Source organism: Hymenobacter roseosalivarius DSM 11622 (genome assembly GCF_900176135.1).
Classification (GTDB): Bacteria; Bacteroidota; Bacteroidia; order Cytophagales; family Hymenobacteraceae; genus Hymenobacter; species Hymenobacter roseosalivarius.
On sequence record NZ_FWWW01000079.1, the window covers coordinates 1 to 14,733 of the forward strand.

Consider the following 14,733-nt stretch of genomic DNA (forward strand, 5'->3'; position numbering starts at 1 on the left):
AAAAATTTTAATCTTAGGTTTCTGAATGAAAAAGCCCCCACAGAAAGAATAGCTCGGCTGTGGGTGTTAAAGGCGCTGAACACCATCAGGGGCAGTTCGCTGCGTATCTTTACTCTAACGCTTGCGGTTTAAACGAATTAGCTGGATGTTACTGGGCGGTCATGCTGAAGAGAGGAAGCATCTTGCGTGTTAAGTTGAAATACTAACCTGACGTCAGCACGCGAGATGCTTCGCTCTGCTCTGCATGACCGCCTTTTTTAAAGTGCCTTCTAAACGTGTCACCTCTCCCACATGGCCCAACCCCTTGATTTAGCTGCCGTTCGCTCGTTCGAGAACCTGGAATTTCTGGCGCGTCAGCTGGTCGAAGGCTTTATCACGGGCTTGCATCAGTCGCCCTACCACGGCTTTTCGGTGGAGTTTTCGGAGCACCGCCTGTACAATCCTGGTGAAAGCACCCGCCACCTCGACTGGAAAGTATTTGCCCGCACCGATAAGTTGTTTGTGAAGCGCTACGAGGAGGAAACCAACTTGCGCTGCCACTTGCTGCTCGATGTATCGCCGAGCATGTATTATCCAGCGCCAGGCAATGACAAACTGCGCTTTTCCATCCTGTGCGCCGCCGCTCTTATTACCCTACTCCAGAAGCAGCGCGACGCCGTGGGCCTGGTCACCTTCGCCGATAAAGTGGAGCTGCAAACGCCGGTGCGCTCCACCAGTACCCACCGCCATACGCTGCTCCTAACGCTGCAACAGCTGCTGGAAAGGCCCCCCACACGGCGCGCTACCGACGTGTCGCACGTTATTCATCAGATTGCCCAGCAGATTCCGAAACGCTCTTTAGTCGTGCTATTTAGTGATATGCTGGGCCGCGCTCCGGAGGAGCAAACTGCTACGCTGGCGGCTTTGCAACACCTGCGTCACCAGCATCACGAGGTACTCTTATTCCACGTAATGGACCGCGCCACGGAGTCGGAGTTCGCCTTTGCCGATCGGCCATATCTGTTTGAGGACATTGAAACCGGTGAGCAAGTTAAGTTGCAGCCCAATCAGGTGCGCGAGCAGTACCGCGCCGCCATGCAGCGCTACGAGCAGGATTTGGCTCTGCGCTGCGGTCAGTATAAAATCGACTTCGTGCCCGTTGATATCCGGGAGCCGTTTGATAAGGCGCTGTATGCGTATCTAGTGAAAAGAGGAAAAGTGCGGTAGGGGTGCCTCGCGGGTGCCCGCCGCTGCTGACGTTGGCTTGCGATGATATAATGATTCTGCTTATCAGTGCCCAATTAAATTACGACGGGTGCGTGCGACGCGCCCCTACTTCGGCGTAGTCGGTAACGATTGCCACAAGTACTTGCACGCCAGCGTTCTATATGGCCGCCAATTCTCGGCTATTATTGTGATGCGGTGTAAGAGAGGCCGGCCCGTTTCTTCCAGCTGATACATGCGGCGCATAGCGTTTTGTATGCCTAAATCACCTTCGGGAAACACGTCAGGCTGATCTAAAGCGAACATTTGTAGCATTTGCGCCGTCCAGCGGCCCACGCCGCGGATGGCGGTAAGGTGATGAGTGAGAGCTTCTTCCTCCAGCCCAGCGATGAACTCGTAGTCGAGCTTATTTTCAAGAGAATACTCAGCGATGGCGCGCAGGTAGCTCGCTTTCTGGCGCGACAGGCCGGCGGCGCGCAGCTCCTCATCGCTCATCAACACGAGCACGCTAGGCTCGGGGTAGCCATCGGGCCGGAATAAAGCTTCTACTTTCTTCCAGATAGCGGCGGCGGCTTTGGTTGAAATCTGCTGACTGACGATGGCTTTTAGTAATGCCAGATAAATATCCTCATGGGGGCGAGGCACGACGGGGTGGCAGTTATCAATCACGGCGGCCAGGATTGGGTCGCGGCGCAGGTGGGCTAAGGCTGCTTCGTGGGAAAATTCAGTAAGCATAGAAGCGAAAGCTGGCCTAACGAAAGCTGATGTCGGTGCGGTGCGTATCGATGGCAATGTACTCTAGTACTTCGCCGGCTGCGGTCAGCTTCACGCCAGTCAGGCAGTTGCCCATATAGGCGCCCGTATCAAGGTAAAGAGCCTGGTGGGCCGCATCGAAAGCCGGCCGGCAGTCCTGGGTAGGTGTGTGGCCGACTACTTGGAGGCGGCCGATGTTGCGCAAGGGTCCACGGCGCCAAAGCACGCCATCCTGGTCGTCTTCGTCGAGGGGGGTAGGCGTATTGGCCAGACCCGCGTGGCTTACAAACACAGCGTCATTTTCCCAATATAAAGGCCGCTGAGCCAACCAGATAAGGTGGGGCAGCTGCAAGTGGGCCTGTACCGTGTATTGCTCCACCGTCTCGCGGCCGCCCCATTCCAGCCAGTTCGGATACGGACCCTGGGGGCCATAATACTTGAGCATACCAGCTTCGTGGTTGCCCTTCAAGAATACAGTCTGCTTGGGATGCTTCAGGTTGAGGGCAATGGCAGCGGCTACCGTTTCGGGCGAGAAGTTGCCCCGATCCACGAGGTCACCCACTTGGATGAGCATTTCCCGGGCCGGGTTCCAGTGCTGCAACAGCTCCAGAAAGGTGAAATAACAGCCATGCACGTCACCAACAATAAACAGGTTCATACGGAAGCAATCAAGCTAGAAGCCGGAGGGCAAAAATACGCCTCCGTGGTGGCCGCCCGCATACGCGCTGGTGAACCACAGGGGAGCTTCGCGGAATGGGTAAGCAAAAGTAGCACAAACCCTAGTTGTTGCCTTGTTCTTCCGCCGACACTTCGGCAATACTTAAGCCCAGCCGTTTTACCAGTGGACCGATGGTGAGACCCTGCACGATGATAGAGAAAATAACCACCACGTACGTGATGCCTACAATGAGGTCGCGGGCGGGGCTGGGGGGCAAAGACAGCGCCAAAGCCACGGAAATGCCCCCCCGCAGCCCGCCCCAGGTCAGAATCTTGACGGAGTGCTCCGTGAAGCTGCGGCGGAAGCGCAGTACACCCAAGGGCAAGGCCACGGCCACCAGGCGGGCCAGCAGTACTACTACGATGGCCACCGCGCCCACCAGCAAGTCAGTGAGACCAAGCTGTACTACCAGTATCTCCAGGCCAATGAGTACGAAAAGCACCGCGTTGAGAATCTCATCAATAATTTCCCAGAATTTATCCACGTACTCGCGGGTCGTGTCCGACATGCCCAGCGAGCGGCCCTGCTGCCCAACGATAAGGCCCGCCACCACAATGGCCAGCGGCCCGGAGGTGTGCAGGGCCGCCGCTAAGGCCGTGCCGCCCGTTACCAGGGCCAGGGTAATCAGCACCTCCACTTTGTAGTTGTCGATGGAGCGGAGCAGTCGGTAGCCGCCGTAGCCGAGTAGGGCGCCCAGCAAAATGCCCCCCACGGCCTCCTGCAGAAATAAAATGGCTACACCGCTCGGCCCTAGCTCTTCCCAGCCCACCTGAGCAATCTGAAATAAGCTCACAAACACTACCACCGCAATGCCATCATTAAATAGCGATTCGCCTACTACTTTGATTTCCAGGTTTTTGGGAATGCGCGCCTGTTTTAAAATGCCCAGCACGGCAATAGGATCGGTGGGGGAGATGAGCGCCCCAAACAGCAGGCAATAGATGAAGTTTGTGGGCAACCCAAACAGGGGTAGCAGGAAATACATGGTTGTGGCTACCAGCAGGGTAGAGGTAAGCGTTCCGATGGTAGCCAAAGCAAACACCGGCACCCGCTCCTCGCCCAAGCTTTCGGCATCCACATGAATAGCGCCCGCAAAAAGCAGAAAGCTCAACATCACCTGCATGAGGATGGTGTTGAAATCGACGCTGCGAACCAGCTCCACTATGGTAAGCACGCTGCTTACCCCCAGCCGCCCCAGCCCAACCAACAGCAGCGACGATACCAAGGCCAATACCATCAGGCCAATCGTGGAGGGCAGCCGCAAAAACCGGTGATTAAGGTAGCCAAAAGAGGCTGCTACTACCATCAAAACGGCGAATACATTATATAGCTTCATGCGCAACGACAAAAGAAAATAGAAGGCAGGCATCCGGCCCAAACGTGCCCAAGGTCGCCTATTTTTTAGTTATCGTTAGTAAGAGCCGTAAATTTGCCCTTGCTTCCGTACTATTCTCTTGCCTGCGCCCCTACATTACTCTGATGCCCACATTGTTTCGAATAATTATTAGTCCTATCCGCGAATTATCAAGCAGCGGGAAGCTCTCGGGCTTGCTGCTGCTGCTGGCTACGGCATTTTCGCTGGCAATCAGTAATTCGGCGTTTGGCGAAAGTTATTTGCGCCTTTGGGAGACGCATATAGGCATTGCTCCGCTCGAGAAAACCATGTCCCATTGGATAAATGATGGGCTAATGGTGATCTTCTTCTTCTTAGTAGGGTTAGAAATAAAGCGGGAAGTCCTCTACGGTGAGCTAACTAATCTGCGAGCCGCTCTATTGCCAGTAGTAGCGGCTGTGGGTGGTGTTACGGCGCCGGCCGTGATCTACCTGCTGTGTACAACAGGCACGGGCCTGACGCATGGCTGGGCGGTGCCCACGGCCACCGACATTGCTTTTTCGCTGGGTATTCTCTCCCTACTCGGTGATAGGGTGCCGTTCAGCCTGCGCATTTTCCTAACGGCGCTGGCTATTATTGATGACTTGCTGGCCGTCGTGATTATCGCTATTTTCTATACCGCCGATCTGAATGTGACCTATTTGCTGGCTAGCGTGGGCTTGCTGGTAGTTTTGGTTGCGCTAAACCGACTGAAAATAGGTTGGTTGCCGCTATACTTTTTGCTTGGTCTGGCCTTGTGGTATTGCGTGCTGAAATCGGGGGTACACGCTACCATCGCTGGGGTGCTGTTGGCGCTCACCATCCCCACCGACGCTATCGAACGGATTGAGCATGCCCTGCAAAAGCCGGTCAGCTACCTCATTCTGCCCCTATTTGCCTTGGCCAATACGGCTATTATCCTCTCCGTTGATACGCTGCGGGAGTTAACCACACCGTTGAGCTTGGGTATCGTGCTGGGACTATTGCTGGGAAAGCCTATTGGAATTTTTGGCACTTCGTGGCTGATGATCAAAACCGGCATGGCTTCCTTGCCCGCCAACGTGAACTGGCGGCGCCTGCTGGGGCTGGGCTTTACGGCTGGCATCGGCTTCACGATGGCAATATTCATTGCCAATCTTTCCTTCTCCGATGCCAGCCGCGTTGACCTGGCTAAACTGGCCGTTATTTTAGGCTCTGTTCTTTCGGCCCTGGTTGGTCTTTTCCTGCTGCGTCCGCGCCCGGATATGGCTGCCGTGGCGGCCGAAACCCCCGAATTGGTGAAAGAGGCCTAAGCGCCCACCGCCGCTACTGGTACCGCCGCTAACGCCGTCTCTATACGGGCTACCATTGCATCGTCGATATCGAGGTGGGTGACGAAGCGAATCATTTGGGGACCAAATGAGGATGCCCGAATTCCTTGCTCTTCCAGATGCTCCAGAAAAGCCTTGGGGGACATTTCGTCGGTCAAGCGGAAGATAACCAGATTGGTCTCGACTGGCAGCACTTCAGCTACATACGGCTGGTTTTGGAGCACCGTACTCAGCTGTTGTGCCCGACGGTGGTCGTCGGCCAGGCGCGCCACGTTGTGTTCCAGCGCATACAGACCGGCTGCCGCCAGATAGCCCGCCTGCCGCATACCACCGCCCATCACCTTACGAATGCGCTTCGATTTCTGAATCAGGGCTTTGCTGCCCAGCAGCACGGAGCCAACCGGTGCCCCCAGGCCTTTCGACAAGCACACCGAAATCGAGTCGAAGTACTCGCCATACTCCTGAGCCGACTGGCCCGTAGCGACCAAGGCATTATAAACCCGGGCACCATCAAGATGCAGGCTCAAACCGTGGCGCCGCGTCACTTCCGCGATTTGCTGGATGCTTTCCAGCGAGTAGCAGCTGCCGCCGCCACGGTTGCTGGTATTTTCGAGGCACACGAGGCGGGTATCAGGATAGTGCACGTTGTTGGCGGGGCGAATGGCCGCTTCTACCTGCGCCGCTGAAATGCGGCCCCGGTCGCCGGGCAGCAGCGCCGTAGAGGCACCCGAGTGGAAAGCAATGCCCCCCACCTCCCAGAGGTAGACGTGGGCGGTCTGCTCGCAGATTACCTCGGCCAGAGGTTCCGTTTGAGCTTTAATGGCAATCTGGTTGGTCATGGTGCCGGATGGGCAGAACAGGCCGGCCTCCAGCCCAAACTGGGCGGCGGCGGTTGCTTCCAACTCCCGCACGGTGGGATCTTCTTCGTACACATCGTCGCCGACGGGCGCGCGGAACATAGCCTCCAGCATGGCGGCTGTCGGACGGGTGACGGTATCGGAGCGCAAATCGATAATAGGTTCAGGCATAGGGCTGGGCGTGAGAGGACAGATATACAAACGATGGTTTTCTGGATTCAAAAATAAGACTTACTTTTGCCCCTCCTTAATAAATCGACTTTAACCGACCCGGATATGAGCGTCACCCGACTGAAGCGGAAGCACCGCAAGAACATTGCGCGCCAAAATAACAAGCAGCGTATCATTAAGCAGCTACTCCTCACGCCCGTTCTGAAGAACGTGGACATCGAAGAGTTGAAAGCCAGCTTCAACGGCGGCGTTGCTCCCGCCCAATCCGCGACGAAGGCTGAAAAGGCCGCTGCCCGCTCGCAAAAGCAGGCTGATGCCAACGCTGCCGAAGCTGCTGATAGTGTCTCCCAGTCGGCTCCTACCCAGTCGGTAGAAGCTAACCAGACCGGTACCGAAGGCTTCGATGAGGCTGAAGCTGTTACCAAGCCAGTAAACGAAGACGGCCAAGAAGGCGACAAGCCAAAACCCGAAATCGCCCTTTAAACCGGCCTGCCACCGGTGTCGGTTGGCTCAATAATTCAGAAAAAGCGTCTTTCTCGCAATAGGAAGACGCTTTTTTGCGGCATTTGGTTTTTTAGGAAGCGTCAACAGTCGTCCCACCGCAAACGGATACCCACGTAATAGAACCGCGTGAAGCAGCTTGCAGCAAGTCTTTGCTACGGTGTTTTACTGATCACCATGGCCTCCTCACAGGCGCTGGCGCTACGACTGGGCCGGGCGTTCCAGCATCAGCGTAGGCTGGTCGTGATAAATAGTACGAGCGTATTCGTGATAGCCGAACTTGGCAGCAATACGGCGGGATGCCTGGTTATCTGGGTCCATAATGCAAACCGTGCGAGCCCCGCGAAAATGAGCATCTCCCCAAGCTAAAGCGGCTTGCACGGCTTCCGTGGCGTAGCCCCGGCCGTGGGTGGCGGGGTCCAGCACCCAGCCAATTTCTGGTGCTCCGTTAATGGGCGGACTGATACTACGCTTGCGGTCGACAAAGCCGACTGACCCGATGAAATGACCGGTGGCTTTTTCCTCCACGGCCCAAAACCCAAATCCCTGCAATACCCAGTGGCCGGCGCTACGCAGAAGCGTAGTCCACGCTTCCTCTTCCATCAATGGCCGGCCGGTGAGGTAACGGTAAAAATCAGGATTCTGGAACATAGCCAGAAAGACGGGCAAATCATCGGGCCGGTAGCCGCGCAGGAGCAGGCGGGCGGTTTGCAGCACGGGAACCGGGTGATAAGGAAACAAAGCAGACTCAGGCATCGGAGAGAATTTAAACCAGACTAGGAGAGGCAAAACGCCCAGGTTTTGCCCTCAGCGAACCGGAGCTAGGGGATGAGGCCTTTGCTAAGGGTGTTTCACTTCGGCCCCAGCTCCACCACCTGCAACTTTTGAATTTTGCCCCCCAGCACCTCAAATAGCAATAGCGTCCGCACTTTGTGAAAGCCATGCCGCCCAGCCGCGCCTGGATTTAGATGTAATAGTCCCAGCTTCGGGTCGGGCATGACTTTAAGAATATGCGAATGACCGCTAATAAACAAGCCGGGGTGCTCTTGGGTAAGCAATGATCTGGCTGCGGGGCTGTAGTGCCCTGGATAGCCGCCGATATGTGTCATGAGCACGCGCAGGCCCTCTAGCTCAAATGACTGCACCAGCGGTTGGGCGCGGCGTACGTCTTGGCCGTCGATGTTGCCGTAGACGCCACGCAGGGAGGCAATTTCAGCCAGCTCCTCGGCTACGGCAGCATTTCCAAAGTCGCCGGCGTGCCATATTTCGTCGCAGCCAGTGAGATGGTGGCAAATGCGCTCGTCGAGGTAACCATGCGTATCAGAGAGAAGGCCGATTTTCTTCATTTCAAGTTCAAAACAGGATAGAACGCAAGAGCGTGTAGAACGCATAAAACCTAGAATACAGCTCAAAATCAAACGATACTAGTTGAAATAGCCGCATTCACTAACTCCTAAACATACTACCTCGTATCTTGCCCATCCGTTAAGTAATTTTCGTTTGCGGATATTTATCCGGTGTTTTACGGCAAGGTTTGCCTGACTTTCTCTTTCCGCCCTCTCTTCATATTGCCCCCCGATGAATGTGTTCGTCAATGACATTCCGCTGATTATCAAGAAGAACAGCGAGAAAGTATACAAGCACCGCTACGACCTGATTCTGAACGCGGAGGATGAGTTTATCTCCAAGGATCTGGTGGGCGACGTGCTCGTGCGCGACGTGACCGATGCCTTCATCGACCGGCTGCTGCGGCTAATGGAAGTGAAAAAGCTGAAAAAGCTGACTTCGCTGACTCTGCTGGCCCGCAAAAAAAAGCGCCTGATTCTGCATCTCAAAGACCAGTTTCGCATCGTGAAAGCGGCCGGGGGCTTAGTAGTAAAAGATGGCCTGGTGCTGATGATCTATCGCCTTGGCAAGTGGGATTTGCCCAAGGGTAAGCTCAAAAAGGAGGAAGATCCAGCGTTAGGCGCCCTGCGCGAAGTAGAAGAGGAATGCAACATCAAGATCGAGCTGGGCGAGGAACTGCCCAGTACCTGGCACTCCTACGCCTACAACGGCAATAAAATTCTGAAGAAGACGAACTGGTACGTGATGCAGTGCCTCGACGATTCACTCATTAAGCCCCAAGCTGAGGAATATATCGAAGAAGTGCGCTGGATGACGCCCCAGGAGGCGCTAGCAGTACTTCCTGAATCCTACGCTTCCATCACTTTAGTCGTGCGCCACTACCTGAGCGAAAAGGTTGGCACGACCTCTGCCGAGGAAGCTCCCGCGAAGTAGCATCTTCGCTCCGTGGGAGCCTATGCGTTTAGTTTACTCGTTTATTTTTGCAGTACTAGTATTGAGCGCGGGGGCTTGCACTCGTTCTCAGCCACGGAGTGAAGTTACTGCCTCTGCTGCGGACGCACCTCCTGTTGCGGTTCCGATGGCCGTAGACTTACCTTCTTTCGTTGGTTATTCAATTGAGGAAGTTCGCCAGCGGCTTGGTTCACCCCGTGAAACACTGGTCGAGCCGCCTGCCGCGCCGCCCAAGCCACGAAAGGACAGGTCGCTTCGCATGAAAGATGAAGGCTGGGTCAATACGTTTGAGACCGGCGGTGTTACGCTCGTTGTTACTTTCAACGCCCGCACGCGTAAAGTGCGCGATATCGTGATGACCGGCAACAACGAGGAGGAGCTCATGCAGCGCGGTAACCTGACCCTCACGGCATCCTCTTACATCGTACTGCCGGTATTTGCCCCGGAGGCAGCCACCACATTGCTGGGCGTACGGGTAATTAAGCGCCGCTAGGTGCCGCGTAGGCGGGTAAGCTGAAAGGTACAAAGCTATCCACGTTGCCGCCAAAGCGGTGAATCTCCCGGATGATGGTGCTGCTGATGGCTGCCAAGGCCGGCGCGGTAATCAAAAAGACGGTTTCCAGCTCCGGGTTTACGTGGCGGTTGGCCTGCGCGATGGTATTCTCATACTCAAAGTCCGTCGTGTTGCGAAGCCCGCGCAGTAAGTAGCGGGCACCCACCTCACGGGCAAAGTCGGCAGTAAGCCCTTTATAGGAGCGCACCGATACGCGCGGCTCATCCCGAAAAACCTCCTCTATCAACGCCACCATTTGCTCGACGGGCAGGTAGCGACTTTTGCTGCTATTGTTGCCAATGGCAATAATCACTTCGTCGAATAAATTTGCCCCCCGGCGCACTACGTCGAGGTGACCATTGGTAAACGGGTCAAAGGAACCTGGGAATAAAGCAACGTGGGTTGTCATAGTTCAGATGCCTTTTGGCTGTTGGAAACCCAATACTTTACTCACAAAGATGCAGGCTGTATAACTCAAAATACCGGTACTCGAACACCTCATTCAGCCGATAGCTGTACGACAAATCCAGAGGGCGATTACCAAATTTGAGATGGCGAATGTACTTGCGTAGAATAGTGAACAGCTCGGAGTGGTGCATCAAATCGCCCCACAGCACTACTGGATCTTGGTCAGGATTGAGCTGGAGTTCCTGCATCACCAGGATGGTGTAGTAGATGAGATCTTCGGCGGTTGTGAAGGCAAACGTATTGCAGAATTCCGGGCGCTTGCCGCGCACGGCCAGAATCGTTACCTCCTGATGGCCGATGCTCAGATATAGCCGGCGCGGCGTGGCTTGCTGACTTTGGTGTATAATCCCTTCGAGCAAGGCGCTGGTCTGATGAATCAGGCGGCCGGTTGGATAAACGCTCCGAAACCACTCAGCCAGGGCTTTTTCGACCGCAAACACGCTTACCATCTCCAGACCCGGATGCGTGTAGTGGTGCACGGTTTCGTGGCCCGGATCAAAGGCGTGATGTAATTCTAGGTAAAGGCTTTCGTCGCCGGCCCGGAAAAGGGGTTGGGGCAACTGCGTAAAATGACGGTTCTGCACCGCCAAGCGCACATGGTTCCAGCCCGCCTGACCTAACAGATCGTGCTGGGCAGCCAGGGTACGGAATTGACCGGCCAGCGAGGTAGCTGAGGGCGCGGAGTATTCTTCCAACACCACAAACTTATTGCGGCGTACATCGGCCACGCCGATGCGCAAGCCCGCCGGGCCCGCTGTAAGGTAGAGATTGTAAGTGCCTAATTGGGCAGCATCGAAGGTCTCGTCGCGCAGATCGAGCAGGGAAGTAGGCGACGAAGAAAAAGTAGAAGAGGAAGCGGACACGGCAGAAAGGGCAATAAGTGCCAGGTAGGCCGCTAAAGGTAAGAAGTCAAATGGCTACATAGGTAACAAGACAAGTAAGCGCGGGCCTAATTGGCCGATAGCCAGTCGTTTATTCGATTAACTGCCTGTCAAAAAAGCCCCCCAGCATGTCGTGCTGGGGGGCTTCTTACGAACTGTTTTTAGCTGACTGCCATTTTCTGATCGTCTACTTAAACTGAATATGCGGAATGTAAATGTCGTCGGGGCTGATGATTTGGTGAAGGATAGGGTGAACATGGGGCAGGGGCATGCCTACCAGCTGTCGGGGCGTATGGAAGGCCAGCTGCGTAAGCAACTGCGTATCAGCGGCATGTTCCGGGTCGGAGCCGAGCTTGGGAATGGCTGCGGCGTCCACGGGCTTTACCTCAAAAAATAGCTCCAACGCCTGCAGGTTGTCGCGCCGAAACTCGTGCAGGTGTAAAAAGCGCCCTACCGTAATATCCAACCCGGTTTCTTCCCGAAACTCCCGAACCAAGCATTCCTTTACCGACTCGCCAAAATCCCAGCCGCCGCCCGGCGCCGACCAAAACGGAGCATCATCGGGCAGCATGCCTCGGTGGGCCGTAAGCAGTATCGCGCCCTGGTGTACGAGCAGGCCGCAAACGCGCACGCGTACTTGACCGGTATAGGCATTAAGCAAATCGGGGTGAGATTCGGGGGGCATAAATGGATTGGCGGGGCCGCCCAAAAGGCGGTATCTTTGACTATTGATGCCTCCTACGCAAAACTCCGCCCCAGCGCCCGATTTAGTCGCCCGAATCCGGCAAAAGCTCACCCGCCAGCAGTTTATGCACCACATCGGGGCCGACCTCACGCTCATTGAGCCCGGCCGCGTCGAAGCTGAACTTCCCCTGGAGCTTATTCACCAACAGCAACGTGGCTTCGCCCACGGCGGCGTTATTGCCACCATGGCCGACTTGGTTGCCGGCTTCGCCGGCGTCACGCTCATTCCCGATAATTACGGGATGGTAACTGCCGATCTGAAAGTGTCTTACCTCAATCCTGGCATTGGGAAAAAAATAGTAGCCAAAGGCTGGGTACTGAAAGCCGGCCGCCGCCTGCATTTTTGCGAAGCCGAAGTGTGGTGCGATGAGGTGCTGATTGCCAAGGCCACCGCGACAATGGCAGTTATAGAACCGAACTAATTACCTCAAATACCTTCAAAATAATTTGATGGTTGCTGACCTAAACAAAGCCATGCACAAGCAATTCACAAATTGCTTGTGCATGGCAAAAGATTAGCTTATGAAGGGCTTAAAGAAGAAGGATTAGTGGTCTTTTTTGACGATTCAGAGTACCTGCCAGCACTTGTGTTAGAACAAGACGACAGTAATACACGGTTTGGTGAGTATCTAAACCTCACCTGTGTAAGACTTAAGTATTAACACATCTACCTGCGGTACAATGAATAATCGTTAGCAAGATTCCCGCTCAAAATCACGATTTCCATTATAACTATGCTTACCGTCAGAACTCCATCTGTCCGCGATTATTTCCCTTACGAACCCACCCAGGACCAGGCGCAGCTTTTCCGGCAGTTCGATGAGTTTCTGAAAGACGACCTGCCGGGCCGTAAGGTGTTTGTGCTGCGAGGCTACGCGGGTACGGGCAAAACCACCGTGGTTAGTGCCCTGGTACAATGGCTGCACCAGCTTGGGCGCAAATACACGCTGATGGCCCCTACGGGTCGGGCAGCTAAGGTGATGAGTGCTTACTCGGGCGTGGCAGCCAGTACTATTCACAAAAAAATCTACCGCCAGACCTCCGGCTCTCCCTCCGAAAGCCTGAGCTTCCAGCGCCAGCCCAACCGCACCGCCGACACGCTCTATATCGTGGATGAGGCTTCCATGATTTCCGACGAAAAAGCCTTCGGGGAAAACGGTTTGCTCGATGATTTGATGGGCTACGTGTTCGAAAAGCCCACCAACCGGCTGCTGCTCATCGGCGACACGGCCCAATTGCCCCCCGTGGGCCAATTGCTCAGTCCCGCTCTCGACCCGGAGCTGCTGGCCCACCGTTTCCGCGCCAAAGTAGACTCGGTAGAGTTGCGCCAGGTGATGCGCCAGGCCCAGGAATCCGGGATTCTGGTGAATGCGACCATTCTGCGGGAAGAGTTGCGGGAGGAAAAGCCGCACATCCAGTTTCACACCCGCGGCTACTCCGATATTTTTCCGGTGGGGGGCGAAAAGCTGGAAGACGGGCTGCGGTGGGCTTACAAAAACTTCGGCCACGAGAACACCACCATCATTTGTCGTTCCAACAAGAACGCCAACATGTATAACCAGCATATCCGGCACGCGCTGTTTGGGGCGGAGGAGGAAATAGAGGCTGGCGACTACCTCATGGTGGTGCGCAATAATTATTTCTGGCTACCCAAAGACTCTGAAATGGGCTTTCTGGCCAACGGCGACTTTGTGCAAGTGAGCAAAATCGTGCGTCGGCAGGAGGAATTTGGCTTCCGTTTCGCCGATGCCCGCATCCGCTTCGTCGACTACCCGGACGAGGAAGAAATAGAGGTAAAGCTGATGCTGGATACGCTGCACACCGAGTCGCCGGCCCTGCCCGCCGACCGCAGCAACGCGCTTTATCAGACTATTTCGGCTGATTATGCCCACCTCGGCACGAAGCGCGAGAAGAGCGCCGCTTTACGCAAAGACCCATATTTGAACGCTTTGCAGGTTAAATTTGCTTATGCCCTTACCTGTCATAAGGCGCAGGGCGGACAGTGGCAGGCCGTATTCGTCGACCATGGCTTTTTGAAAGAAGACATGGTAAATGCCGAATTTGCCCGCTGGCTGTACACGGCAGTCACGCGCGCCGCTGATCGGTTATTTTTGCTTAACTTCAATAGCAAGCTGCTGGCGGAATAGTTGCCTCATCCCCTAGCCTCTTCTCCTAGGGGAGAAGGGGAACTAGCCTCTAGTTTTACTAGCAACCTAGCATTAGTTAGAAGCCTGGTTTTTAGGACTGTCCCCCTTCTCCCCTAGGAGAAGGGGCTAGGGGATGAGGCCAATCGTTGAACAATAACTCTTACTTTTATTACTCTCAACTCTTTAAGCATTCATGTCATGAAAAAAGCACTTGTTTTGGCTTTGTCGCTTTCGCTGGCTGGTTTTGCCGCCCAGGCCCAAACGGCGGCCGTGCAGCCTGCCAACGCCCAGCAGAAAGTAGCCGGCCCGCAGATTCAGTTCGAAGAAATGAAGTACGACTTCGGCAGCGTGAAGCAGGGCGACGTGGTAGAGCACGTATTCAAGTTCAAGAATACCGGCACTGCCCCGCTCGTCATTGCCAACATCGGTACTACCTGCGGCTGCACCGTGCCTGAGTGGACCAAGGAGCCCATTATGCCCGGCAAATCGGGCACCGTGATGGCTAAATTCAACAGCACCGGCAAAATGGGGATGCAGAATAAAGTGCTCACGGTTGAGTCAAACTCAACTAGTGGCAATGCTATGGTGGCCCTGGTAGGCGAAGTGAAAGACGCCGCTACCGCTACCACCGAAGCTATTCCCGCCAAAACTGACGTCTCGACTGAGGCCAGCGACGCTAAGCAGAAGACCAAGGTCGGCGACAGCAAAATTAAAGCGAAGCGCAAGTCTTCGTAAATATTAGCGCACAAAAAAGCCG

General features: G+C 55.0%; 17 protein-coding genes. 8 read left to right on the forward strand and 9 right to left on the reverse strand.

Annotated elements, in window-relative coordinates; all coding sequences use genetic code 11:
• The first annotated feature begins 291 nt into the window (after nt 1-291).
• The gene (locus B9A24_RS14380; RefSeq protein WP_084446722.1) at nt 292-1,206 is read left to right on the forward strand and encodes a DUF58 domain-containing protein; all 915 of its coding nucleotides are present in this window, start codon (nt 292-294) and stop codon (nt 1,204-1,206) included.
• Between the two features lie 105 nt (nt 1,207-1,311).
• On the opposite strand, the gene B9A24_RS14385 is transcribed toward B9A24_RS14380, so the two are convergent.
• The 3 genes from B9A24_RS14385 to B9A24_RS14395 all read right to left on the reverse strand — a co-directional run bounded on the left by B9A24_RS14385 (nt 1,312) and on the right by B9A24_RS14395 (nt 4,043).
• Entirely contained in the window at nt 1,312-1,938 is a 627-nt protein-coding gene (locus B9A24_RS14385; RefSeq protein WP_084446723.1) for a DNA-3-methyladenine glycosylase family protein, read from the reverse strand.
• Between the two features lie 16 nt (nt 1,939-1,954).
• Entirely contained in the window at nt 1,955-2,614 is a 660-nt protein-coding gene (locus B9A24_RS14390) for a metallophosphoesterase family protein (RefSeq protein ID WP_084446724.1), read from the reverse strand.
• A gap of 121 nt (nt 2,615-2,735) precedes the next feature.
• Entirely contained in the window at nt 2,736-4,043 is a 1,308-nt protein-coding gene (locus B9A24_RS14395) for a cation:proton antiporter (RefSeq protein ID WP_234997299.1), read from the reverse strand.
• A gap of 110 nt (nt 4,044-4,153) precedes the next feature.
• On the opposite strand from B9A24_RS14395, the gene nhaA reads away from it, so the two are divergent.
• Nucleotides 4,154-5,338: a Na+/H+ antiporter NhaA gene (gene nhaA / locus B9A24_RS14400; protein WP_084446726.1), complete on the forward strand. Its 1,185-nt coding sequence runs from the start codon at nt 4,154-4,156 to the stop codon at nt 5,336-5,338.
• Here nhaA and B9A24_RS14405 read toward each other — a convergent pair.
• Nucleotides 5,335-6,384, reverse strand: a complete 1,050-nt coding sequence (locus B9A24_RS14405) for a threonine aldolase family protein (RefSeq protein ID WP_084446727.1) — start codon at nt 6,382-6,384, stop codon at nt 5,335-5,337. The two genes, nhaA and B9A24_RS14405, sit on opposite strands and share 4 nt — an antisense overlap.
• A 66-nt stretch (nt 6,385-6,450) precedes the next feature.
• On the opposite strand from B9A24_RS14405, the gene B9A24_RS14410 reads away from it, so the two are divergent.
• Nucleotides 6,451-6,867, forward strand: a complete 417-nt coding sequence (locus tag B9A24_RS14410; RefSeq protein ID WP_234997301.1) for a hypothetical protein — start codon at nt 6,451-6,453, stop codon at nt 6,865-6,867.
• Nucleotides 6,868-7,086: 219 nt separating this feature from the next.
• Here B9A24_RS14410 and B9A24_RS14415 read toward each other — a convergent pair whose 3' ends face one another.
• Both B9A24_RS14415 and B9A24_RS14420 read right to left on the reverse strand, forming a co-directional pair.
• The gene (locus tag B9A24_RS14415; RefSeq protein WP_084446729.1) at nt 7,087-7,641 is read right to left on the reverse strand and encodes a GNAT family N-acetyltransferase; all 555 of its coding nucleotides are present in this window, start codon (nt 7,639-7,641) and stop codon (nt 7,087-7,089) included.
• 95 nt (nt 7,642-7,736) lie between these two features.
• Nucleotides 7,737-8,231 (reverse strand): metallophosphoesterase family protein, encoded by a 495-nt coding sequence (locus tag B9A24_RS14420; RefSeq protein WP_084446730.1) that lies wholly within the window; start codon nt 8,229-8,231, stop codon nt 7,737-7,739.
• A 232-nt stretch (nt 8,232-8,463) separates the two neighbouring features.
• On the opposite strand from B9A24_RS14420, the gene B9A24_RS14425 reads away from it, so the two are divergent.
• Together B9A24_RS14425 and B9A24_RS14430 are read left to right on the forward strand one after the other, a co-directional pair.
• Nucleotides 8,464-9,165 carry an NUDIX hydrolase gene (locus B9A24_RS14425; protein ID WP_084446731.1) on the forward strand — a complete coding sequence of 234 codons (702 nt, stop codon included), beginning with the start codon at nt 8,464-8,466 and terminating at the stop codon, nt 9,163-9,165.
• A gap of 277 nt (nt 9,166-9,442) precedes the next feature.
• On the forward strand, nt 9,443-9,676 hold the full coding sequence (locus tag B9A24_RS14430; protein ID WP_084446732.1) for a hypothetical protein: 234 nt from the start codon (nt 9,443-9,445) through the stop codon (nt 9,674-9,676).
• Here the strand turns inward: B9A24_RS14430 and coaD are convergent.
• From coaD to B9A24_RS14445, 3 genes are all read right to left on the reverse strand, one after another.
• Nucleotides 9,663-10,145 (reverse strand): pantetheine-phosphate adenylyltransferase, encoded by a 483-nt coding sequence (gene coaD, locus B9A24_RS14435; protein WP_084446733.1) that lies wholly within the window; start codon nt 10,143-10,145, stop codon nt 9,663-9,665. The two genes, B9A24_RS14430 and coaD, sit on opposite strands and share 14 nt — an antisense overlap.
• Nucleotides 10,146-10,182: 37 nt before the next feature.
• Entirely contained in the window at nt 10,183-11,067 is an 885-nt protein-coding gene (locus B9A24_RS14440; protein WP_159452058.1) for a DUF3822 family protein, read from the reverse strand.
• A gap of 205 nt (nt 11,068-11,272) precedes the next feature.
• Entirely contained in the window at nt 11,273-11,770 is a 498-nt protein-coding gene (locus B9A24_RS14445; protein WP_159452059.1) for an NUDIX domain-containing protein, read from the reverse strand.
• Between the two features lie 46 nt (nt 11,771-11,816).
• Between B9A24_RS14445 and B9A24_RS14450 the strand changes: the two genes are divergently transcribed.
• The 3 genes from B9A24_RS14450 (at nt 11,817) to B9A24_RS14460 (ending at nt 14,711) form a co-directional block, all read left to right on the forward strand.
• A complete protein-coding gene (locus tag B9A24_RS14450; protein WP_084446738.1) occupies nt 11,817-12,251 on the forward strand; it encodes a PaaI family thioesterase in 435 nt (144 codons plus the stop codon).
• 312 nt (nt 12,252-12,563) lie between these two features.
• Nucleotides 12,564-13,976 (forward strand): ATP-dependent DNA helicase, encoded by a 1,413-nt coding sequence (locus B9A24_RS14455; protein WP_084446736.1) that lies wholly within the window; start codon nt 12,564-12,566, stop codon nt 13,974-13,976.
• Nucleotides 13,977-14,174: 198 nt separating this feature from the next.
• Complete coding sequence (locus B9A24_RS14460; protein ID WP_084446737.1) at nt 14,175-14,711, forward strand: DUF1573 domain-containing protein; 537 nt, start codon at nt 14,175-14,177, stop codon at nt 14,709-14,711.
• Nucleotides 14,712-14,733 lie beyond the last annotated feature (22 nt).